Source organism: Apilactobacillus micheneri (assembly GCF_006493595.1).
GTDB classification, from domain to species: Bacteria; Bacillota; Bacilli; order Lactobacillales; family Lactobacillaceae; genus Apilactobacillus; species Apilactobacillus micheneri.
Genome location: NZ_QUBI01000003.1, coordinates 61,279 through 85,099 on the forward strand (window position 1 = coordinate 61,279; position 23,821 = coordinate 85,099).

The window sequence follows — 23,821 nt, forward strand, 5'->3', positions numbered from 1 at the left end:
TTTTTGTTATTGATAGTAATGTTGTAGTGATATTTTTTCACTTGATCCTAAATGGTTTAAAAGTACAGATCCAATTGGAGAAGTAGAGAACATCACTAATCCACGATTTTTTTGACCATATAGATCATCAAAACCTAATGCATGGCCTAATTCATGAATAATAACATGATCTTTATTGTTATCTGAAGCTTTGGCTATTCCTGAATATAGTACAATGTCACTTTTTGAAATATAATTCATTTTAGTTCCATCTGCTAATGCAGTTGATGAATCATAATCTACATAATTATTAGTATCTCCTAAATTACCTTTTTCGTAATCTGGATTGTTAGCGTCTTCTTTTGCGTTAGAGTTTCCATGAACATCAACTGTTGCTGATGAATCATCGACCATTTTAAATTTAATTACGTCCAATTTATTCCAAGCTGCAACTGCATTTTTAAAGTTATTCTTTAAGTTGGAATTCCCATCATATTTTACATGAATAGTTCCATCATCGTTAATTTTTTGTTTAATATTTAAACCTGTGTTGTTATCTTTTATAAAAGGTAATAAATGAGTTTTTGGATACTTAGCATTGACCTCGCTAACAAAGTCTACCGATCCATCTTTTTTAACAAATTCATAATAATTAAAATTTTTATCCTTACCAGCAGATATCTTTTTAACAATTGATTGTTGTTTAGAACTTGCCAGGGTATTTTGTGTCATGCTGTAAATTGATGTAAAAGTCAAAAATGCGATACCTAATAGTGCTAATAAGTTTTTCTTCATATATTCCTCCATCTAGCTAATAGTTACAATAATTATTTAGTTATCAATGTTTGAAATATACTACACTATTAATTTATATAGTACAAGACATTTTTGAAATAAAATATTTTTATTAAGATATATTTTCATTAAACATTAAAGCTATACAAGCAAGATTACTTGTATAGCTTTAATGTTTAATATTATTTAGTTATTCAAAAAACGTTTTGTAAAAACAATTTATAAATTAATCAAAGGTTACAAAATCAAACAATAGTTGCAAACTATACTAGACAAAGAATTTCTTTGCAAGTTTTCATAAAAAAAGAGAAACTACTTATTAAAGTAGTTCCTCTTCTAATGTTATTTTAATATTATTTCATTGCTGGTAAGTGAATCGTAGTTTTACCATCATTTACTTGCAGTAAAACTAATACCCAACGTTTAGCTAATGATGAAATTTTGTTTAGATCTGAAAGCTTAACATTTTTTACTTGTTTTGTTGCTTCAGAAAACATTTTATTACGTTCTTTGGCTGATGTATTTTTAAATTCAGGGTTTGATTTCATTGATTTTTCCATTTCACTTCTGAATTGTTTTTTACTCATCTTATCATTTAGCATTGCTAACAAGCCAGATTTAGTTTCTCTACCAGACTTAGTTTCAGCTTTATAGTTCTTAACTGTTGGTAATAAATCTTTCTTAAAAAAGCTACTGAAATTATAAATTTCATCGGCAAACGCTGCAGTTGTTTTATTATTATGATTATGTTTAACGACTTTAACAGCATGTGATTTTTTTGCGTTTGCATTAACATTATTAATATTTGCACTAAAAGCAATTGGTAATAATAATGAAATTACAGCTAATCCTTTAAATAATTTTGACTTAACACTCATATATAATCACCTCATAATTAATATATTATTAACAATAACATAAATAATTAAAATTCCAATAGAATAAAAAAAGACTATCCGAAATATTCAGATAGCCTTTCCTATTAATCAGCTTTATCAGCGCTAATTACTACTTTACCATCTTGCATATCAGCATCTAAGTGCTTAATATCTTCATGGTCTAAGTAGAAGTCAGTAATCTTATCTCTGATTTCTTGTTCAACAACTCGACGTAATGGACGAGCTCCCATTGCTTCATCATATCCTTGATCAATTAAGTAATCCTTAACTGGTTCAGATACTTTTACATCCATATTCTTCTTAGCTAATGTCTTGTTAACATCATCTAACATCAAGTTAACAATTTCTTTCAAGTTATCTTTAGATAGATGTGAGAATTCAACAATGGCATTGAAACGGTTTAAGAATTCAGGACGGAAGTATGGTGCCAAACGATCCATTAACTTCTTATCTTTGTTGTCATCACCAGTAACACTTTCATTACCAAATCCAGCATTAGAAGTAGCGATTACAACGGTATTCTTGAAGTTAACAACGTTACCTTGGCCATCAGTTAAACGACCGTCATCTAATACTTGTAGCAACAATGTTAATACTTGTGGGTTAGCCTTTTCAATTTCATCTAATAACACAATTGAATAAGGATTACGACGTACTTTTTCAGTTAAAGTATTGTTATTATCGTTGTATCCAACATAACCAGCAGATGCACCAATTAATTTAGACACAGCAGTTGGATCGGAATATTCAGACATATCTAATCTAATAATATTATCTTTATTACCAAACATGTCTAAAGCTAATTGTTTTGCCAATTCAGTTTTACCAACTCCAGTTGGTCCAACAAATAAGAACGAACCAATTGGACGATTACCTTCATCAAAACCAGCACGGTTACGACGAATGGCACGAGAAACAGCAGCAACTGCTTCATCTTGACCAATAACCTTACCTTTTAGACGACTACCCATATTCTTCAAGTGCTCAATATCATTATTACTCATCTTAGCAACTGGAACCCCAGTTAATCTTTCAACAGATTGAGCAACATCATTAATAGTTGCAGTGACTTTCTTAGCATCACTCTTGTTATCTAATTGCTTGTTGAGTTCATCAATTTTGTTTTTATGATTCAAAGCAGCTTCGTAGTCTTCTTTATCTGCAGCAGCTTGTTGAGCTTTCTTTTCAGTTTCAATTTGATCTTCTACTTGTTTCTGATCTAAAACTGGATGTTGAGCTGCCAAGTGTGCAGCAGTCATATCAACTAAATCAATAGCTTTATCAGGTAAGCTACGTTGTGGAATATATTGAACTGAATAATCCACAGCAGCTTTCAAAACATCATCGGGTAATACTACATTGTGATGTGTTTCGTATAGTTTACGAACGCCCTTCAAGATAGCTAATGTCGTTTCGGCTGAAGGAGCGTTAATCTTAACTTCATTAAAACGACGTGACAATGCAGCATCTTTCATGATGGTATTACGATATTCATCTTGAGTAGTGGCACCAATAACGGTAAAGTCACCACGAGATAATGCTGGCTTAATGATGTCAGCTAATCCTTTAGAACCACTTTCATCACCAGAATTACCAGCACCTAAAATTTGATGAATTTCATCAAAGAATAGGATTACATTTTTCTTTGCTTTTACTTCTTTAATTAAGTTTTGAATGTTTTCTTCAAAACTACCACGGTATTGAGTTCCAGCTTCAAGTCCAGAAATATCAACACTGATAATTTCCTTATTCTTGATAGCTGCTGGAACATCACCCTTAGCAATTGCTTGAGCTAAGCCCTCAACAACAGCAGTTTTACCAACACCAGCATCACCAACTAGCACTGGGTTATTTTTAATTCTTCTTGATAAGACTTCGGCAGCTTCTTGAATTTCTTTATCTCTGCCGATGACAGGATCTAATTTCCCATCACGAGCTTCTTTAGTTAAGTTACGACCTAGTTTATCAAGAATGCTCTTACCATTATTACCTTGCTTTTGTTGTGGATTCATCTGACCATTTTGGAGTTGACCAGATTGTCTTAATTGTTCTAATTGCTCTGGGGTGACCTCCTGACCGTTAACCATGTAGCGACGTTGTGAGTTTGAACTCCCAGTATCACCTAAGAATTGATTGAAAATTTTATCAAAATCATCATTGAATGGATTGAATGGATCTCTAGCCATAGTACATCCCTCGCTTTTCTTTATTATTTAGTTTTTATTGATGGAGAAAGTTTCTTTATTTATTCATTCCCTTTCTTCATTACAACTATACTATAGCATCTATTTTACATAATACAAGTAATTTACTGACCTTTTTTGACCTTTATTTTATAAAAGTCCGCCTATCCTTTTCATAGCAAGGGATACAAAGGTCAAATTTTTTCAAAATATTTTGACTATGTGAACAATAATGACATTTAATCTTAATTAACTGTTTTTATAATAGATAAAATATACTTTTAAATAATTTTCTGTTATTATATTTAATATACAATGTTATAAAACATTACATACTAAAGGAGATTGTGCAGATGAAAAGACATTCATTAGCCATCCGCTGCATCTTAGCAATGGCTTGTGGTCTTATCATTGCGTTAAGTTTGTTTGCGGCACCTACTAAAACACATGCTGCTGAAAAAACTTATGAAATTGGAACAGATGTTACTTTTCCACCATTTGAATACGCAAATGATAACAATAAATATGTAGGTATTGATATGGATCTCATTAGATCTATCGCTAAAGATCAGCATTTTAATGTTGATATTAAACCATTAGGTTTTAATGCTGCAATTCAGGCGGTCCAAGCTGGACAAGCTGATGGAGTTTTAGCTGGAATGTCAGTTACTCCTGAGCGTAAAGGTACCTTCGATTTTTCAAATCCATACTATAATTCTGGAGTCGTAATGGGAGTCGCTCAAAATAATAACAGTACTAAAAATCTTAATGATTTAAGAGGTAAGACTGTTGCTGTGAAAACTGGTACTACTGGTGCCCAATATGCCCAATCAATTCAAAAGAAATATGGCTTCAAAATCTCTACTTTTGATGATTCCAATAACGTTTATGAAGATGTTATGACTGGTAATTCAATCGCATGTTTTGATGATCAACCAGTACTTAAATATGGTATTAATCAAGGCACTCAATTAAAGATTGTTACTAAACCTGCTGCTGGAACACCAATTGGTTTTGGAGTTAAAAAAGGTCAAAACCAAGAATTATTGAAGAAGTTCAATACTGGTTTAGCCAACTTGAAGAAAAATGGCCAATATAAAAAGATTTTAGACAAATACTTAAATGCTAAAAAGAGTACGACTGATAACCATTCATTCTTTGGTATTTTAAATCAAAACAAAGTCTTCTTATGGCAAGGATTCTTACAAACATTATGGTTAACGATTGTTTCAATCGTCTTTGCTACTATTATTGGAGTATTCTTTGGATTATTAGGAGTGCTTCCAATGAAATTCTTCCAAGGATTATCAACTACTTTCATTTATGTATTTAGAGGACTTCCATTAATTGTTTTAGCATTATTCATTTATACTGGAATTCCTACATTAATTGGTACTAAGATTCCTGCTTTCACTGCCGGAGTTATTACGTTGATGTTGGATGAAGGTGCTTATATTGCAGCCTTCGTTAAAGGTGGAATTCAATCCGTTGAAAAAGGTCAAATGGAAGCAGCTCGTAGTTTAGGTTTACCATTCGGTAAAGCTATGCGTAAGGTTGTCTTACCACAAGGAATTAAGTTAATCGTGCCATCATTCATTAACCAATTCATTATTACATTGAAAGATACTTCGATTCTTTCTGTAATTGGAATTATTGAACTTACCCAAACTGGTAAGATCATCATCGCTAGAAACTTAGAAGGATTTAAAGTTTGGGCAATGGTTGCATTAATTTACTTAATCGTAATCACCCTACTAACTTGGCTTTCTAATTGGGGTAAAAGGAGGACTAAAATTTGAGTAAAATAAAAGTAACTGACCTATATAAACAATATGGCGATAACCATGTTTTAAAAGGCATTAATCTGGAAGTTAAAGATAACGAAGTGGTTGTTGTAATCGGTCCTTCTGGTTCTGGTAAAAGTACCCTTTTGCGTTCACTAAACAAATTAGAAGAACCTACTTCTGGTTCCATCGTTGTTCATGGTGAAGATATTGCCAAGAAAAATGCTAATATTGATAAAATTCGTGAACAAATTGGGATGGTATTCCAACATTTCAATTTATTCCATAACTTAGATGTTGGCAAAAATATTATGTTAGCTCCAGTTGAACTAGGTAAATTAAATAAACAAGATGCTGAAAAACAAGCTAAAAAGCTACTAAAAGTAGTTGGTTTGGAAAATAAATTTAATGCTTCCGTTGATTCACTATCAGGTGGTCAACAACAAAGAATTGCGATTGCTCGTGCTTTGGCAATGAATCCTGACATTATGTTGTTTGATGAACCTACTTCTGCCCTTGATCCAGAAATGGTTGGGGATGTGCTTCAAGTTATGAAAGACTTGGCTAAAGAAGGAATGACTATGGTAGTGGTTACTCATGAAATGGGCTTCGCTAAAGAAGTTGCCGATCGAGTAGTCTTTGTCGATGAAGGTAAAATCATGGAACAAGGAACTCCTGATGATATCTTCAATCATCCAAAGAATCCACGCTTAAAAGAATTCCTCTCAAAGATTTTAGCTGTTTAAAATATATGATAATCAAAAAGAGTTCGATATTGAATGTATCGAACTCTTTTTTACGTTTTAATAATTTGTATCATTATATTGTTAATATATTAATCATTATTTACCAGGATTTGATGGGGTTGCTGCACCTAAATTCCAGTTCAAAGTTGTACTGTAAGTATTAGTTGTATTAGGAGCTTGAGGCAAGGATTTATCAGTTACATGCATTGTTGGGTTTGTAGCAATTTTTAAAGAAGTCCCCTTTCCTTCAGCGATACCAGTATTATTAAATAATTGAGTACCATTTTGTTTACCATCTAAAGTAACAATCTTATCACCCAAATTAATTACAGCATTGGCTTTTTTACCATTTGTACTATTGGTCAATGGTTCTCCACTTACACTCAGTGACCAGTTTTTAAATTGATCAGTTCCAGTAAAATTATCAAAATTAGCAGTAACATCACCACTAGATATTGAGACAGGAGCATTAACATTACCATCTTGTCTAATGTCTAAATTGCCAGGATGAATACCATTTACACTTTTCATAGAAAGAGGCCCAGTAGTAGAAGTATTTTGAATATCGTCACTTGGATGGTTATTAACAACTGGATTTTTATCATCCGCATGAGTATTAAATCCTAACATTGCTAAACCTAAGGCACACAAAGAAACTAATGAAACATTTATAAGCTTATTTATTTTCATAAAAATATCCTCCAATTAGAATTATTAAATAATTGATATTGTTTAGGATTATTGGTCGAAAATAAATCAATTAAGTTTTTACACTGACAGTATAGTTCTTTTCAAAAAAAGTTGTGTTTCATTAAAGCCTTAGATTATGTAACATTAGAAATATTTTTATTATAGAGGCTTATTTTATGGTAAATACAAGCTGATGCACAAGGAAAAATAAGTTATATAAAAGTTTGCTAAAATTTTGGTAACTATAATAATAAAAAGCTAATAAAATAATAACATTAATTCATCAAAAAACGCTCGATATCATATATCGAACGTTTTTCTTGCGTATTTATTTAAACATTACTTTCTTTTCTTATTATGGAAATAAATAATTGAAATCACTACAATAATCAATACTAAAATTGCAATGATTATTCCCATAATCCACATCCAAATGTCATTATTGTTAGCATTGGTGGCATTTTTATTATCTTCATAAGCTTTAGAAATACTCATATGAAAATGCTTAACGTATTTCCAGAAATGATCGCCCCAATAGACTTTACTTACAAAAACATAATCACCTGATTTAAAGGACTTGTTAGTAGGTAATAACATGTTAAAGCTAGTATTAGGTGCAATTGAACCATTTTTCTTCTTGTTAGAATATAATGGCTTATCACGATTGCTGTAACCATCAGCAGTGTAAACTGCATTATCAGCTTCAACACCAGTCATTAAAACTGGTTGATTATTTTGAAAATGCATGTAAAAAGTATTAATCCCGTTAATAACTTTTCCATCGGCTTTGATAGCATTCAAACGAGGTTTAGCTTTCGATCCTTGATGGATAACTACAGGAATAACATAAGAATAAGCATTGTTAATCTTAACATTCCCCTTGTTACCACTACTTTCAGGATCACTAGTGAAAGTTAAACTTCCTAGAACAGTCCCATTAAAATCTGATGCTGGTGCTTTAATATTAAAAGTAGTTGTCACATCCGACTTAGCTGGAACTGAAATATCATGCTTATCACCATCGGTTGTTAGTTTACTCAATGGATAACGCATACTGGAATCAAACTTAGTAACATCATTAGATGCATAGTTCACATCCATGCCATCATTGGTCAATGCAGTGTTAGCTTTCGCATGGACAGTCATCTTGCTGTCACCACTGTTAGTAAGCTTGACCTTTAGTTGATGGGTTTGATCGGGCTGTGATTTAAGGTTGAAGTATGAGCTGTTTTCATTTTCTGGTTGTACCGGACTGGCAGAGAAACTAAAACCAGCAGCATGAACATTAATACTAAATATGGAAAAGAAGAATAATAAACATATCAACAAAAAAGAAATATTAAATAATTTGTTATTAAGCTTCGTAAAAAAGGCTCCTTCAAATTTGAATATATTTTAAAAAATAATTGGTAGGTGTTCCCTATTTAAAAATATCAATTAGGATTTAATAATTACATTATAATACTAATACATTTAGTTTATAATTATATAATATTATTGTTATTGTAAATGAGAAATATTATTATTACAATTTAATTTTTAATACGAAAAGCTAGGCACTAAAGGAAACTTTACTAATTAAAAAAATATAACATTAAACTTTTATATAATTTCAATAATAATTATTATATTTTGATAAAAAATAGTCCCAGCAGGCTAAATAGCTTACTGGGACTCCAAAATATTTACGATTAATTTATCTTTTGCACAAATGCAAATACATCGGTAGCAACTGCGTTATTAAGATCAAAGTCATCTTTAATCTTATCAACAGCATCTTTATCATCAGATTGGTTTTGAATAATCTTATTGACCTTCAAAACATTCTCCTTGTCGTTAAGAAAATCAGTCAAAATACGACGTTCTCTGACCTCTTTAACGACAGCATATACAACGAATACAACTAATAAAACAGCTAGTATATTCCACATATTATTTAAAAATCACTCCTATATTTATTATTATATATTATATAAGAAGATAAATAAAGTCGTCCATTTCCTTAATTAATTCATAAAAAACAGGATTTACGTTAAATATCAAACGTAAATCCTGTTTTTGTAGAGACTTATGTCACAGCCCCTATTTTTATCTTATTTAAGATTTTGGTAATCAATACTATATGCATTTACTGCTTTCATAGCTTGCACAATATCGTCATCCGAAACTTCAAATGGCATTTCACCCATCGTATCATTACTAGAATTAGCAGCATGAGCAACTTTTAACAACTCGTCATCCTTAATATTTGGAATTCTTAAATCTTTAAATGTTGTTGGTAAACCAATCTGAAGTTCAAAATCCAAGAACTTATCAAATCTTTTTATATCAACGCCTTCAAGAAATAATTGTGTTAAAGTTCCAAAAGCGACTTTTTCACCATGCATCATTTTGCTAATATCACCATGTAATACTGTCATCCCATTATAAATTGCATGAGCCGCAGCTAATCCACCACTTTCAAAGCCTAATCCACTCATTAAGATATTAGCTTCAATAACGTTATCCAAAGCTTTACTATCGATACCATTTTTTACTGAAATCAAAGCCTCTTTACCATATTTAAATAACGTTTCTTGACATTTTTGAGCGATAGCATTACCTACCAAGGTCTGTTTTCCACCCAGTGTAGTATTCCCATCATGTTTAACAACTGCTTGCGCTTCAACATTTGTGGCAAGTGCATCTCCAATTCCAGATGCTAGAAAACGAACTGGAGCTTTAGCCACTAATGTAGTATCCACTAATACCAAATCAGGATTTTTATCGTAAAACAAATATTTTGAAAATGAACCATCAGAATGATAAATTACTGATAAACGTGAACATGGAGCATCTGTAGATGCTAAACTTGGTAAAATAGCTACTTTAGTTTTCAACTTGTTAGCGATGGCTTTAGCTGTATCTAAAGTTTTACCACCACCTAGGCCAATAATCATGTCGGCCTTAAAATCTTTACCTATCTTAACAATTCGTTTTATCTCATCCATAGAAGATTCACCATTAAAGGTTACCGGCTGAACTTCAAAACCACTGTCTTTTAAATATTGATTATATTCATTACCTATAATTTTTAAAGCATTAGGACCCGCTAAAGTTAATGCACGTTTTCCTAATCTTTTAATATACTTTTTACTTTTAAGTAAAATACCTTTTCCTTGAACATAAGATGAAGGACTAGCATATATTTTTGCCATTTTTAAACAACCCCTTAATTACTTAAAATCACAACTATTTAGTAATACTAATTAATTTTTGATTTACAAATGATTTAATCCCATTAGGTCCTAATTCACGCCCATAACCAGAACGTTTAATTCCACCAAAAGGTAGTTCAGGATAAGCAACTTGAGTAATTCCATTGATGAATACCATTCCGGTATCAATTTTTGAGGCCATTTTAGCAGCTCTCTTATGATCTTTAGCCACAATAGAACCACCTAAACCATAATTGGAATCATTAGCAACTCTAATTGCATCTTCATCATCATCAGCTACATAAAATTGGGCAACTGGGCCAAAAAATTCTTCATGATATGCTGGATTATCTTGTGAAATATTTGACAAAATAGTTGGATTATAGAAATCACCATCTAAATCTGGAATACCTCCACCATATTCTAATTTAGCACCATTCTTAACGGCTTCGTTAACTTGTTCATCTAATTTAGCTTGAGCACCTTTTGATGACAATGGAGCTAAAGTAGTATTTTTATCCATTGGATCACCTGGCTTGTATTTAGCAAATTCAGATTTCAAAGCGTCCATAAATTCACTGGCAATAGACTTTTCAACAATATAACGTTTAGATGAAACACATACTTGACCTGCATTCCATAATCGAGCATAAGCAGCTAATTTAGCGGCTTTCTTCACATCTACGTTGTCTAAAACAACCATAACGTCATTACCGCCTAATTCCATGGTACTCTTCTTTAAGTTCTTACCGGCTTCAGCAGCAATATGTGTACCAGCTTTTTCAGATCCGGTTAAAGCTACTCCTTGGACTCTTTTATCGGCAATAATTTTAGCAATTTGATCATGACTAACAAATAAATTTTGATATGCAGCTTCAGGTGCCCCAGATTTTTTAATAATATTTTCAAATGCTAACGCACAACCTGGACAGTTACTAGCATGTTTTACCATAACTGGATTACCAACCATAAAATTAGGTGCAAAAACACGCATCAATTGGTAATATGGAAAGTTCCATGGTTCAACACACATAATAATGCCAACAGGATCATTTTCAATCCATGAATTGCCTGCGCCAGTTAATAATGGCTTAGGTTCCAAGAATTTTTCACCGTTATCTGCATAATATTTAGCAATTGATGCACTTAATTTCACTTCAGCTACCGCCTCAGTATATAACTTTCCCATATCTTGTACGATAGTTTTAGCCAAACTATCACAGTTTTTCAACATTAATTTAGATACATTTTCCAAATAATTTTTTCTTGAGGCAACCGGTTCATTCTTCCAAGACTGATATAATGTTCCAGCCTTATTTAAAGCTTCATCAACATCTTCATCACTCATTGAATCATATTTTTTAACAACCTTGTTTGTATATGGATAAGTAGTAACGTAAGCCATAATTCTAACCCCCACAAAAATTAATTTGTCAGCATTAATGAAAGCGCTTTATCAACTTGACAAGTAAATAATAGTTCTAGATTAAATAATAAGCAAGTGAAAAGATTAACAAAGTTATAAAGTTATCATAATTAATATGCTAAATATTTAGATATTAAGGTTGGCCTTAAAGATATTAAATAAGTTATTAAAAATGGTCTAGGGCAACATACACAAGAGATGAACTATAATCCTAAGAGTAATAGCTTATACTTTATCTCTGATGGTGAAATTACATCGGTTTCCGTTGAAAAATATTCTTTGACTATTTTTTCTTTAAATCAAAACTAAATTTTGTCATATAAAAACCCCTAAAGTATTGTTTCACTTTAAGGATTCACTTCACCTTCATTAATTTTTGCATGATATACTAACAATAAAATAATAAATAAGAGGATAAAATTATGAATAATATGCAAACCATTAAAAAAGCTGAACAACTAGCAGACCAAAACAACTTTAAAAATTCCTTACAAGAATTAAGAAAGTTACCAGAAATTTCACTTAATGAATATGTTAATAAAATAAAGATTAGTAAAAAGCCTAGTAAAGATAAAAATAATGATATTAATCAAACCAGAAAATTAAATGGTAAGTTATCCACAATTGATTATTTAGACTATGATAATTTATTGGATGCTTTATTAGTAAACATCGCTAGTCTAATCGATGATGATAAATGTGACTTAGATAATAATATTATCAGCAATCTTAATAATGAAGATCTAGATAATGCTAATAATGTTATTCACGAATTTTTGTATGACACTGATATTGATTTTAAGCCTTTAACAACGAAGCAAATTACGATTAATATTTTGCGAGATAATGTAGCTAATGAAGATATGATCATTAACAATGTTTATTCATTTGATGCTTTCGATATTCACAATGTCAGTAAAGATGAGTTTCAACAACATGTGAAAAAGATAAAAGACACTTATAAAAAATTATAAATAAAAACCACCCTTAAAAATTAATAAGGCTGGCTACGATAATTTAAATTATTGGTTATTATGTAAACTGTTCATTTGTTATTGATTAAATTTCGTGTTTTTTATATTTAATGAATATATCCAGACTTTCACCTAATTTTAAGTCAAAATGTTTTCTTAAATTTTTAACCTTTACGGCATCTTCTTGATTAGTTGATAATATTTGCATAATGGCTTGTTTGTTTTCATCATTTTGTAAAATCTTTTCTACTAAATGCTTAGATTTATGTTCATTTTTGAAATAAACAATGCCATCTATAATCGTAAATATAAAAACTATCGTCGTGAATATCCGCCAAAACATACAAATCATCCCTATAATTAATTTATCTATATTATACCAATAAAAATAGGCCATCAATCACTAATGTATGATTGATGGCCTATTAAATTAATTTTTAAAAACTAAAATTTCCGGTTTCTTAGTTACATATTCTCCAATATGATTTTTAAAGTTCAATAGATGATCAGTTTTTGAGTGTGCATCTAAAGCAGCTTGACTTTCCCAATGTTCCAAAATCAAATATTGGTTTTCATCATTAACATCTTGATAATGAGCATATGATAAATTACCTTTATCTTTCAAAGATTTGTTCACTAAATCATCAATGAATGATAAATATTCAGCACGCTTATTAGGATCGATTGTAAGTCTAACATTATTAGTAATCATTAATTAAAACTCCTTAAATATATTAATTGTTTAAGTAATATAATCCCTAACCTAATAAATTTCAAACATTTGGAATTAATGCGAAATGATTTCCTTATTTAACATTAATAGTGTATAATTACAACTCAAGCTCAATTAGTGATGGATTCAAAATTGAACTCACTGAATAGCGCCAAGTATGGTCGCTATAGCATACACTTTAACTTAATAAAAATATTCTAACTTAATTAAAAGTTTAGACTGGAATACCCTTAGACAGAACCATCCGTGAAAAATAACATTGTTTATATGCATAGAGCGTGATGACTGCTTTGGTTCATATTACTGGAACGGCTTTACAATCAAAGAAAAATAAATAATAAAAGAGATAAAAATCTAAAAAGCTATAATGATCATAACAGAGTAAAAGACTTGCTTATCAGCAAGTCTTTTTATTTTATCTAAAGTAACAATTTTGAAACATATTCTTAATTTGTATTAAAAAATAACTAGGACTATTATTTATTATGAATAAACTATTAGGAGAAAAGTTATGATTTCAAATAAAAAATCAATTTTAAGATTAAATATATCGATATTATTTGCTTTATTATTGTTTTTTAGTGCTGATGCTAATTTAGTCCATGCAAAATACAAAGGGCATCATCAAACCCCTACTGAACTACGTGGAAATTGGTACGCATGGGACAAACACAAAAAGAAATTTAATCATATGCATATCTATAAATACTCGATTTATCTAAATCAAAAGAAGCTTTATGTTAAACATCATAAAAATTATATGTATGTTACTAGATATAAAAAAGGTAGTTCTCGCTATGGAAATCAACATGGCTTTGGTGGTACCAATTACACATTTCGTAAAAGTTTCACAATGGGAGATGCCAAAGCATACTGGTTATCACGGCGTAAAGTTAATGGTAGACGAGTCCTAAAAACATATAAAAATTCATTAGGCTTCAATATATATAATAGAAAAAAGATTAAACATGACTATGCATATAATTACACCAAGTACAATTATATGAGTAAGATTGGTCGATAAGCCGCCAAATGTAGTAATTAAATATTAAACCGCCTTAAAAAGTTAGTTTTAAAGGCTAACCTTTTAAAGCGGTCTTTTATTTATTATGAGGTAATAGTTTGAATTATTTTGTTAATCCAGTTACTGTTAGCTAAGCATACTAGTTGTATGTATATAATTTTTTACGTCTCAATATACTAACCAGACCAATTAGCAAGCAGTCAGCAAGCTGTTTGCTTTTTTATTTGTCATTCTTTTTATTAGCGTAATGAATGCCAATACAAAAAGCAATAAAGATAACGATCAATAATGTGTATTGACCAACAGTTTCCCAATCCACATCATCGCCACCTAATAAATTAAACATCGCAATACAACATAGAATGAAGAAGATTAATTTCCACATTCTAAAAATCAAACCAATCCCATTACCGAAAAATGATAGTAGTTTTAAGAAATCCATATGTATCCTCCAAGATTAGTTTATAAAAATTAAGTAAGAAATGTTATTAGTGCATAGCCAAAAAAGAATAATAAAATTATAGAAATAATTATTCGCATTAGTTTCCTCCTTGCTTATATATTGAAAATCAATTATCTAGCCATTGAAATTCCTGATAAAACCAGCATAAATAAAAGTAACCCTGTTAGTATACATATTGCAATAGAAATTTTTCTAAACCTTGTTTTGAAGAAAGATATGATCAAAAACAAAATAAATATGGGAAAAATGATTAGGGTCATGTTAACGCTCCTTAGTATTAAGATAAATTTTTTTCCTGCGCATGCGGGATATACAGATCTACTAGGAACTCACGAAATTAATGCCAAGAATCACTCCCGCGCATGCGGGATATACGATTAAATCATCATAGTTTACTTTGTCCTTATAGAATCACTCCCGCGCATGCGGGATATACTGATCAAAGGTGTATCCGTTCATAATCAGCCAAGAATCACTCCCGCGCATGCGGGATATACTAATGCAAAATAGGGGACTTAAAACTTCGTAAAGAATCACTCCCGCGCATGCGGGATATACAAAAAACCGTTAGAAGGCATAAGAAAGATGCCAGAATCACTCCCGCGCATGCGGGATATACTTGGACTATTCCATCTGGTGGACCAACGATTGAGAATCACTCCCGCGCATGCGGGATATACAGTTTTAAATAAGGTTAAAACTATGGCTGTTGAGAATCACTCCCGCGCATGCGGGATATACTATATTCAAAAATAAGGAGGAATAAGATGTCTAGAATCACTCCCGCGCATGCGGGATATACTTCTTAGCCCACTCGAAGAACACATCAGATGAAGAATCACTCCCGCGCATGCGGGATATACAGAATCTAATGATAAACCAGTCATATATGATAAGAATCACTCCCGCGCATGCGGGATATACGAACTCGAACATTGGCTGTCGCTTGAATATTAAGAATCACTCCCGCGCATGCGGGATATACACCAGATCATTAGCATTGTTTTTATCAGCACCAGAATCACTCCCGCGCATGCGGGATATACAAGTTTTGGTTAGCTTACGATTTAGTACAACTAGAATCACTCCCGCGCATGCGGGATATACACAAAATGAATCTCACGTTGTATAATGAACCTAGAATCACTCCCGCGCATGCGGGATATACAATTAAATGTTTAATCAAATGGTAATAGATGGAGAATCACTCCCGCGCATGCGGGATATACCTAATGTGGCTAAAGAAATTGAAAAGAAGACTAGAATCACTCCCGCGCATGCGGGATATACGTTATTGATGTTACGACATCATCAATGGAAGCAGAATCACTCCCGCGCATGCGGGATATACTTTAATTGTTCACCAACGTTAAGCATTTTTTTAGAATCACTCCCGCGCATGCGGGATATACCAAAGGCAGCAAGCGCAAGCAGCAATTGCTAAAGAATCACTCCCGCGCATGCGGGATATACGCGTAGGTGTTAGCTGAACCAATGCCTTGTGCAGAATCACTCCCGCGCATGCGGGATATACGGTGATAAATATTGGAAAGAAAGCATTTACGAAGAGTCACTCCCGCGCATGCGGGATATACTTATAGCATCATAACAGTCTTTTGCATCTTTTAGAGTCACTCCCGCGCATGCGGGATATACTCTTAATTCATTAATATTTTTCGTATCATTGTAGAGTCACTCCCGCGCATGCGGGATATACTATCGTATCAAATTTTCAAAAAGTTCAAACTAAGAGTCACTCCCGCGCATGCGGGATATACTAAGTAATTTCTATTCGTGCATTATCACTAATAGAGTCACTCCCGCGCATGCGGGATATACGGATAGATAACTCTTTTAATTTCAAAAGAACAAGAGTCACTCCCGCGCATGCGGGATATACCTAAAACTGCGAATGCTCTTGCTAAAGGAATTAGAGTCACTCCCGCGCATGCGGGATATACCATTACAGTATTTGCTATCATTTCTTCAAGTAAGAGTCACTCCCGCGCATGCGGGATATACACTTGGAAAATGCCTATAGATCAAGACTTCTTTTTTATTTTCCTGGAAAATCCATTCACTTTTATTGATAATAATTTAATTAATTTACAATCAAGAAGAGCCCGATGAGGTACTTCATCAAAAATTTCATAATCATGTAGAACTGTTTCTAGCTTATAATTATTTAAAAACATTTTTTCTTTTTTGACTAACGGAATAATATCTACAATATTATTATTTAAAGGTTCCAAACCAAATTTCTTTAAATTATAATTCAAGAAGTCGATATCAAAATTAATATTATATCCAGTTAAAACTTTATTGCTAATAAATGCTTTGAAATCTTTAAGGATTAAAAACAATTCTTCGCCATGTTCGTTTAATATTTTGTCATTTAAACCTGTTAAATTTTTAATTTTAGATGGTAATAAAGAATCATTTTTGATTAAATGATCAAAATATTCTTCACCATTTTTAGAAACTTTTAAGGCTCCAATTTCAATTATATTATTATCCTTAAAATTTAATCCATCTGTTTCTAAATCTATGAAAATATATTCAGGAATATTATTATTTTTCATCTTGCTTTTATTGATCTTTTTTATTTTAGATATTTTTGAAGCTTTACTAAAGCCTGATTTTAGCTCTAAACTATTTTTATCATTATTAGGAATTTTAACTAAAGGAATTCCTTCATAATTAACTATTTCACGATAAGTATGATAAGTTTTAAAATTATATCCAAGTTCATTTCTACTGGCATAGCTAATAGTGGCTTGACCTTTACCAACATTTTGAGTAATTCTTTCCCATAAATTTGAACGTACTTTAGAATTAAAATTACCTACATAAACACCGGTAGAAATTTCCTGCATCCACTTTGTTAAATCTCCTCTTAAAGAAGGAGGTACTTTAGTCAATGTTATAACAGTCATTGGCATATTAATTTAATCTCCATTAATTATATTCATGATAAGATACTCCATGTTTAACCAGTTGTTCCTTATCATCCCACAAACTAATAATTTCAGAATTCAGCATTTCATTTTCTTTAACATCAAGTAAATATTGAATGTCTTTAACTATCTGCTTAATAATTTTACCATCTACAAATGCATCACGAACTTTTAAACGAGTAATTCTGCCAATATCATCACTAGCAGATGCATTAGATGCAATTTCAAAAGAAATAGGAATTGTAACTTCAGCTTTATATAAATCAGCAATATCATAAATTAAAGATAAATCATGCCCTGTGTGAACAAAACCTAATCCTGGAGATAATCCTAATCCAGCAATAATACTGTAAACTAATCCATATAATGCAGTATGAGCAGCTGATAATGCTTTATTAATTGTGTTCCCATTTTCAAAATTTTCATGATCATAAGTACGTCCATGCCAAGGAACGCCAAAATCATGAGATAAATTCCGATAAATTCCACGAACTCTTGATCCTTCACGACCACGTAATTGTTGCATAGTTAATCCACTTACATCCTCATCAAAACGCATTTGATACATTTTTCTTGCAACCTGTAACCTAGTTCTAGTATTAGAAACCAATTTAGCTTGTTTTTCTAGTAATCTACTACTATGAGAAAGTGCACGACCATTAGCATATTGTCTAACTCCACGTTCACCAACCCATATAATACTGGTACCAGTATCACCTATAAGTTCCATAGCTCGATGAGTGATTTCAGTACCAGGACCTAACATTAATACACTAATCATAGCTGCCGGAACTTTTATAGTCCCCTTTTTATCAGCAAAAGTTATAGCACTGTCTTGTCGATTTATTCTAGCGTGTTCAAAGTATAGAAAACTTATTCGATCACCAATTCGTGGTAATTCTGTTAACTCTGTTTTTTTAGCTCCAACATTCTTCATAATTTACTCCGGAATAATAGTAATTAATCCACAACCATAGGCTTTTTTTCTACCTAAGCCATTACATAGTACTTTTTTAAATTTGTTTAAATCTTTTATTACTAGTCTTCCTTCATAACAAACTTGTTGAATATAACATCTTTTGGATTTTTTTCTTTTTAAGACTTCCCAATTTTTACTAGTAACAGTATATTCTGATTCAATAAGCTCAAAACCATTTTTAATTGATCTATTTTCTAAATAAGAAATTTGATCTTCATATTTTAAGCATTGTAAAACTTTTCCCCTTTTACCAGATTTTTTGCCAGTACTTTTGGAAACAGAAGGGTTCAAAGTCATTCTAAATCTAGCATACATACCATTAGACAATTTTGTTAAAAATTGATCATAGTCAATAGTCTTACCGCTATCATTAACTCCATACTTTTCTAAACCATTTTCATTAATTTCTGGCTTCTCACTACTCAAAATTATTAAATATTTTTTTTCATTAACTTTGTCTATTCGCCAAAGCTTTCTAGTACGTTCATTATTTTTAAATTCTTCTGGAAAACTTTGTTCAACCCAATTATGATAAGCCCCTAGATGAGTCAAATCACTAATCTTTTGACGATTATTAACATCAATCTCTACCCTAGATAAATACATTGCAAATCTCCTAACAAATAATTTTAAATTATTGCATTAATATCAATATTATCAATATAACCTACTGAACGTAACTCATATTCTCTTCTATCAGAAGTATTATATGAAGATGATGTTTTACCTTGAGCAAAAGATTGAGGAGAATCTCTAATCATTTGATAATATTCATTATCTAGTAAATTACTATCTGCACAAATATATAATGGATTTAATTCTTGATTTATACATCTTCTTTGATACCATTTGGCAGCTTGCCAAGGTATTTTTTCAAGATTTTCAATCAATCCTTGTTCTTCAATTTTATGATTATCAATTAAATAATCATTATTAATTGGACAAGATTTTCTACCTAGATAAATTTGAAAGTATGGTGATTCTAATCTTTTGTTTATTTCTGAAATTAATTTTTCATCTTCAGAACCAATAGCAACAACAAAAACTGCATCCTGTAAATAATAGCGATTGGTTACATAGTTGCGATTTTTTGTACCGTTAGGTTTGTAACTAGTTGCGATTTGAAAATCAGACAAAATATTGCCAGGCTGATCTACTCGTACACCAAAAGATAATGTTCTTAGTTTTTTCAATTTTTCATTTTCATCTCTACGGTATCCCATAGCAGCTGCTATCATTCCAATAACAGCACTTTTCGAAGGAAAACGATTAGTCTGACGATTTTCATAATGAGAATTCGTTCCCCAAGACTGCAAAGGACCTGAAAATTTCATTAATATAGTCTTCATAAATTCACCTTAATCTTCTGATAATAGTGGTGTTACTTGTTCTACGAATTTATTAATAAGTTCATTAAAACTATCATTTTCTTTAAATGATTCAGGATTATCCTTATCTAGATTAGGATCTCCCATAGTTAATATAAATTCAGGATCATTGACAAACTTGTTAGTTTGTTTAAATTCTTTGTTAAGCTTATTTAATGACTTTTCTAAATATCCATTAGTGGATGAAACTGGTTCCTCAAAACCATTAACTAAGTTTACAGGACGATCATTTCTAACGGTTACAACAATTGCGCTAGGTAAGGTTTCGTTAGCAAAAGTTGTTGATTTACCTGTTGGCATAGATTTAACAAATGCCTCAATAAATAGAGCCATTGCTTTTGCAGCTTTTTTAGGATCACCTAATTGTTTAACAAGTTCGTGTCCTGCTACATTTGCATAACGATATAGTGTTGATGAATTGTATTCCATAGTACCTAGCATGCCTGCACCAGCATTATCTTTTGATGAAAAATCATCAGTTGCAGTAAAGAAATCAAATTCAGTACGAACAGCATGAGTGGAAACAGCATGTGCTACTTGAGCAGAGGCATCTTCATTAAGAGTTGGATCATCAGCTGCCATACGTCCAAATAAAGAAATATCTATAGCAGGATTATCATTTAAAATTGCTTGTAATACTTTTTTATCTGTTTCTCCGTCAACTACAGCTTGAGCCAATTTTTGAGCTTGTTCATTACCAACAAAAAATAAAGCTTTTAGTTTATGATCATTTTCTGGATGTTTTTTACTTTTAGGATTAGTCTTCAATCCTGCCTTATTAATTACTTTTTCGGATTTATCCATAGCTTCGGTATGGGTAATACTATCATCTAATTTTTGTACTTTATCAGCAACAAAGCTAACTAATTCTAAAGTTCTAGTTCCTAAATCTTTTGCTTCTAAATGATCGATAAAATATTGACGCATAGCTTTTTTCCAAGCTTGAGAACTAACACGTGCTCTGGTAACTCCTCCATATTGAGCAGTCTTAGGACTTCCTGCATCATCGCGGTTAAGATTTGAAGATGGGACGCTTTGTAATAAATTAATGTCTACATATGTTCTATTTTTCATTAGAATTCTCCCCTGTATTGTGTTTAAAGTAGTATGACTGAGACCATATTAATTGAAGTTTTTCTCTGTCTTTTTCACTACCCATGAATTCATATAAATCTTTTGCTAATTTAGGGTAATTTATTTGAACAGTACTCTTTGATTTAACTATTTTAATTATATGGCGTAAATTATTTAAAAACTCTTCATAAGTACTAGCTGCCATCATAGTATTAAATCTTCGATCAAGAGCAGTTTTATCATTTAATCTAGCTCGATAATTACTTAAACTGCCACCAAAATTAATTGTATATTTCTTTTCATTAGATGAAGACTTGTCGAAATTAGGTGAATGTTTGTCGAAATTAGATGCCCATTCTTCAACATATTTAGATAATTTAGATGCATCCTGGAATACACGATGATTAGTAAATTGATCATCAGATGATTTTTTCATGTCTAAATGATAATTATGGCCATCATATTGTACACAAAAATGTCCTGCATCGTTAACGTATTCTTTTTCTTCTAAATTAACAGATTCATTTTTTCCTTGTTGATGAACGGAATACAGTTGTAAAGTATTTAAGATAACTGATTCCTCTTTTGTTAAATTTCCATCTCTATGATTATTTAAGAAATCTTTAGGCAATTTGTCGAATAAAAGTTGCCATACAATGCCTGAATAATCATTATCACGATTAATTGAATTTCTTAGTTCAGCCAAGATAGATTTTGTATAACTTGATTCTAAATCAGAATCTAAGGATTTAATAATACCAGCTGTTACCGAATAAATTGTTTCCTCCATAACAAATCTCCTTATTTTTTAAGATTTAAGTGATTTTTTAAACTATGTCTAAACAAATCATATTTAGTAATAACATTTTCCATCGAATTAGTTTTAGCATTCATTTCTCCAACTAAATCACGAGGAGATAACGGATACATAAATTCTTCTGCCTTATCTATAAGCATGCTATTTAGTTTCATTCTCCATTCAAATGGATAACGTTTCATATCTGTTTCATTATTAATACTAGATATCCAAAGTTTAAACGGTTCATCTATTGAAAAATACACTTCTTCAATAAACTTATTGACTAAATCAGGATTTGATACATTCCTTATGTTCATAACATTTTGAATGAAATATTTAAAAATGCCGACAGCTTTTTGTGTATTTTTAGATTCAACATTAATTTGAGCAACTCGTCCATTTTTAGATATATCATTAAAAGTTTCTCTTTTAATATTCAATGAATCACAGATTTCACCATTTGGCATCGATGAAGCGTCATGATTATAAGTCATTCCAACTGCAACAATTGTTATATCAGAAGTATTGATATTATCTATTTTTGGCTTATCATATAAGTCAGAAATAACTCCTGGTTTAGGTATTGTATCTTTATTATCATCAGATAATCCTTCTAACAAACCAAAATTTCGCCATAAAGATTTATTCATTTCATGCATCTTAGGGATGATTTTCCCTTTATTAGTTCCCGACTTAGGTTTTTGAAATAAAGTCATTGGTTCAATACCATTAGCTATATCCTTATCCATTCCTGGTAGTTGAACAGCTTCAATTTGTACGTCCTCTTTATTTAAATCAGTATTAGGATTAATATAAAGAAGTCTAGAACAATTAGTATAAAGCTCAGATAAATTATCAGGAGCATAGTTTGCTTCTAAATGTAATTTATCATTGAAATCAGATTCCCAAATGGGTTTTTGATTTGCTTGTTCATTCGGCATTAAATTTAACATCAAAGTTTTAAATAAATTATCTCCCTCAACATAAATACCGCCAAGACCTAGAAGCCATCCTTTACTTGCAGAAGCCTTCATGTTAGGATATTTAGCTTTGTCCGAGGTCCCAGAATAAGACTGAAAGGCTAGCAGCCAACGTGCCAGTGAATCATTAGTCAACTTATTTTTATTAGTTGAAGGGGTAAAGAGATCTTCCTTATTATTCGATTCAGATATTAACCGGTTAATTAATTTTCCATTAATTGTACCGGTTTTTTTTATACCATGGTCATCCAAATCTTTCTTACTAACTTGTAAAAACGGATATTTGTCGTCATACAAATAAAATTTATCTTTTTGTGATAACAGGTATGTTTGTACAACTTCAAATGAAAATTTTCCTTTCTGCCAAATATTTATCCAATTATTAATCAATGAAACATCTTTTTTTTGTCCATTGTAATCGTATCTGGAAAAAGTAGTTTCTAAAATTGATAGTAACAATCTTAAAATTGCAAAATCCTGAGCAGAAGTATCATTTGCCAATCTTTTATATTCATGTGCATCTTTAAATATATCCAGCAAACTAACTTTTTGAATATCATTATTAGAATCAATAACGTTCAGCCATGATTCATTTAATAAATTATATCTATGAATTTTATTCACCCTTTCTGAATATATAAGTATAACTTATATGTAAATAATTTTTCTTACAATTAATATATTACTTTTCATTTTATAAAAAGTCAACACTTTTTATATTTACAAAAATAAAAAAATAAATAATATCTTT

The 23,821-nt window shown here is 31.1% G+C and carries 22 protein-coding genes and 1 CRISPR repeat array; of the genes, 4 read left to right on the forward strand and 18 right to left on the reverse strand.

Going from position 1 to position 23,821, the window contains the following annotated elements; genetic code table 11:
- Window positions 1–6: 6 nt before the first annotated feature.
- From DY123_RS04045 to DY123_RS04055, 3 genes are all read right to left on the reverse strand, one after another.
- Window positions 7–774, reverse strand: coding sequence for a M57 family metalloprotease (locus DY123_RS04045; protein ID WP_157944954.1), 768 nt, complete (start codon window positions 772–774; stop codon window positions 7–9).
- A 353-nt stretch (window positions 775–1,127) separates the two neighbouring features.
- On the reverse strand, window positions 1,128–1,652 hold the full coding sequence (locus tag DY123_RS04050; RefSeq protein WP_105964239.1) for a hypothetical protein: 525 nt from the start codon (window positions 1,650–1,652) through the stop codon (window positions 1,128–1,130).
- Between the two features lie 104 nt (window positions 1,653–1,756).
- Window positions 1,757–3,859 carry an AAA family ATPase gene (locus DY123_RS04055; protein ID WP_140925731.1) on the reverse strand — a complete coding sequence of 701 codons (2,103 nt, stop codon included), beginning with the start codon at window positions 3,857–3,859 and terminating at the stop codon, window positions 1,757–1,759.
- Between the two features lie 350 nt (window positions 3,860–4,209).
- Here DY123_RS04055 and DY123_RS04060 point away from each other — a divergent pair, with 350 nt between their 5' ends.
- Both DY123_RS04060 and DY123_RS04065 read left to right on the forward strand, forming a co-directional pair.
- Window positions 4,210–5,655, forward strand: a complete 1,446-nt coding sequence (locus DY123_RS04060) for an amino acid ABC transporter substrate-binding protein/permease (RefSeq protein WP_105964240.1) — start codon at window positions 4,210–4,212, stop codon at window positions 5,653–5,655.
- Entirely contained in the window at window positions 5,652–6,386 is a 735-nt protein-coding gene (locus tag DY123_RS04065) for an amino acid ABC transporter ATP-binding protein (RefSeq protein WP_105964241.1), read from the forward strand. Before DY123_RS04060 ends, DY123_RS04065 begins: the two co-directional genes overlap by 4 nt.
- A 96-nt stretch (window positions 6,387–6,482) precedes the next feature.
- Here DY123_RS04065 and DY123_RS04070 read toward each other — a convergent pair whose 3' ends face one another.
- From DY123_RS04070 to DY123_RS04090, 5 genes are all read right to left on the reverse strand, one after another.
- Window positions 6,483–7,076 (reverse strand): hypothetical protein, encoded by a 594-nt coding sequence (locus DY123_RS04070; protein WP_105964242.1) that lies wholly within the window; start codon window positions 7,074–7,076, stop codon window positions 6,483–6,485.
- Window positions 7,077–7,415: 339 nt separating this feature from the next.
- Window positions 7,416–8,405 carry a DUF916 domain-containing protein gene (locus DY123_RS04075; protein WP_105964243.1) on the reverse strand — a complete coding sequence of 330 codons (990 nt, stop codon included), beginning with the start codon at window positions 8,403–8,405 and terminating at the stop codon, window positions 7,416–7,418.
- Window positions 8,406–8,767: 362 nt separating this feature from the next.
- On the reverse strand, window positions 8,768–9,007 hold the full coding sequence (locus tag DY123_RS04080; protein WP_105964244.1) for a hypothetical protein: 240 nt from the start codon (window positions 9,005–9,007) through the stop codon (window positions 8,768–8,770).
- A gap of 162 nt (window positions 9,008–9,169) precedes the next feature.
- Window positions 9,170–10,273 (reverse strand): glycerol dehydrogenase, encoded by a 1,104-nt coding sequence (locus tag DY123_RS04085; protein ID WP_105964245.1) that lies wholly within the window; start codon window positions 10,271–10,273, stop codon window positions 9,170–9,172.
- 34 nt (window positions 10,274–10,307) lie between these two features.
- A complete protein-coding gene (locus DY123_RS04090) occupies window positions 10,308–11,678 on the reverse strand; it encodes an NAD-dependent succinate-semialdehyde dehydrogenase (RefSeq protein WP_105964246.1) in 1,371 nt (456 codons plus the stop codon).
- A gap of 443 nt (window positions 11,679–12,121) precedes the next feature.
- Here DY123_RS04090 and DY123_RS04095 point away from each other — a divergent pair, with 443 nt between their 5' ends.
- Window positions 12,122–12,673 (forward strand): hypothetical protein, encoded by a 552-nt coding sequence (locus DY123_RS04095; protein ID WP_105964247.1) that lies wholly within the window; start codon window positions 12,122–12,124, stop codon window positions 12,671–12,673.
- Between the two features lie 85 nt (window positions 12,674–12,758).
- On the opposite strand, the gene DY123_RS04100 is transcribed toward DY123_RS04095, so the two are convergent.
- Together DY123_RS04100 and DY123_RS04105 are read right to left on the reverse strand one after the other, a co-directional pair.
- Window positions 12,759–13,016 carry a hypothetical protein gene (locus tag DY123_RS04100; RefSeq protein ID WP_105964248.1) on the reverse strand — a complete coding sequence of 86 codons (258 nt, stop codon included), beginning with the start codon at window positions 13,014–13,016 and terminating at the stop codon, window positions 12,759–12,761.
- An 87-nt stretch (window positions 13,017–13,103) separates the two neighbouring features.
- Window positions 13,104–13,385, reverse strand: coding sequence for a putative quinol monooxygenase (locus tag DY123_RS04105; protein ID WP_140936325.1), 282 nt, complete (start codon window positions 13,383–13,385; stop codon window positions 13,104–13,106).
- Between the two features lie 532 nt (window positions 13,386–13,917).
- Between DY123_RS04105 and DY123_RS04110 the strand changes: the two genes are divergently transcribed.
- The gene (locus DY123_RS04110) at window positions 13,918–14,430 is read left to right on the forward strand and encodes a hypothetical protein (protein ID WP_140936410.1); all 513 of its coding nucleotides are present in this window, start codon (window positions 13,918–13,920) and stop codon (window positions 14,428–14,430) included.
- Between the two features lie 220 nt (window positions 14,431–14,650).
- On the opposite strand, the gene DY123_RS04115 is transcribed toward DY123_RS04110, so the two are convergent.
- The 8 genes from DY123_RS04115 to casA form a co-directional block, all read right to left on the reverse strand.
- The gene (locus DY123_RS04115; protein WP_140934393.1) at window positions 14,651–14,872 is read right to left on the reverse strand and encodes a hypothetical protein; all 222 of its coding nucleotides are present in this window, start codon (window positions 14,870–14,872) and stop codon (window positions 14,651–14,653) included.
- A gap of 367 nt (window positions 14,873–15,239) precedes the next feature.
- Window positions 15,240–16,915: a CRISPR direct-repeat array (repeat unit 29 nt; unit sequence AGAATCACTCCCGCGCATGCGGGATATAC).
- A gap of 20 nt (window positions 16,916–16,935) precedes the next feature.
- Window positions 16,936–17,835: a type I-E CRISPR-associated endoribonuclease Cas2e gene (cas2e, locus tag DY123_RS04120; RefSeq protein ID WP_140934394.1), complete on the reverse strand. Its 900-nt coding sequence runs from the start codon at window positions 17,833–17,835 to the stop codon at window positions 16,936–16,938.
- Between the two features lie 16 nt (window positions 17,836–17,851).
- Window positions 17,852–18,790 carry a type I-E CRISPR-associated endonuclease Cas1e gene (gene cas1e, locus DY123_RS04125; RefSeq protein WP_140934395.1) on the reverse strand — a complete coding sequence of 313 codons (939 nt, stop codon included), beginning with the start codon at window positions 18,788–18,790 and terminating at the stop codon, window positions 17,852–17,854.
- Window positions 18,791–19,435 (reverse strand): type I-E CRISPR-associated protein Cas6/Cse3/CasE, encoded by a 645-nt coding sequence (gene cas6e / locus DY123_RS04130; protein WP_140934396.1) that lies wholly within the window; start codon window positions 19,433–19,435, stop codon window positions 18,791–18,793. It abuts the gene before it with no gap.
- A gap of 23 nt (window positions 19,436–19,458) precedes the next feature.
- Entirely contained in the window at window positions 19,459–20,178 is a 720-nt protein-coding gene (gene cas5e / locus DY123_RS04135; protein WP_140934397.1) for a type I-E CRISPR-associated protein Cas5/CasD, read from the reverse strand.
- A 9-nt stretch (window positions 20,179–20,187) separates the two neighbouring features.
- The gene (gene cas7e / locus DY123_RS04140; RefSeq protein ID WP_140934398.1) at window positions 20,188–21,291 is read right to left on the reverse strand and encodes a type I-E CRISPR-associated protein Cas7/Cse4/CasC; all 1,104 of its coding nucleotides are present in this window, start codon (window positions 21,289–21,291) and stop codon (window positions 20,188–20,190) included.
- Window positions 21,281–22,081: a type I-E CRISPR-associated protein Cse2/CasB gene (gene casB / locus DY123_RS04145; RefSeq protein WP_140934399.1), complete on the reverse strand. Its 801-nt coding sequence runs from the start codon at window positions 22,079–22,081 to the stop codon at window positions 21,281–21,283. The genes cas7e and casB overlap by 11 nt, the downstream gene beginning before the upstream one ends.
- Window positions 22,082–22,092: 11 nt before the next feature.
- A complete protein-coding gene (casA, locus tag DY123_RS04150) occupies window positions 22,093–23,694 on the reverse strand; it encodes a type I-E CRISPR-associated protein Cse1/CasA (RefSeq protein WP_181398782.1) in 1,602 nt (533 codons plus the stop codon).
- Between the last annotated feature and the right edge of the window lie 127 nt (window positions 23,695–23,821).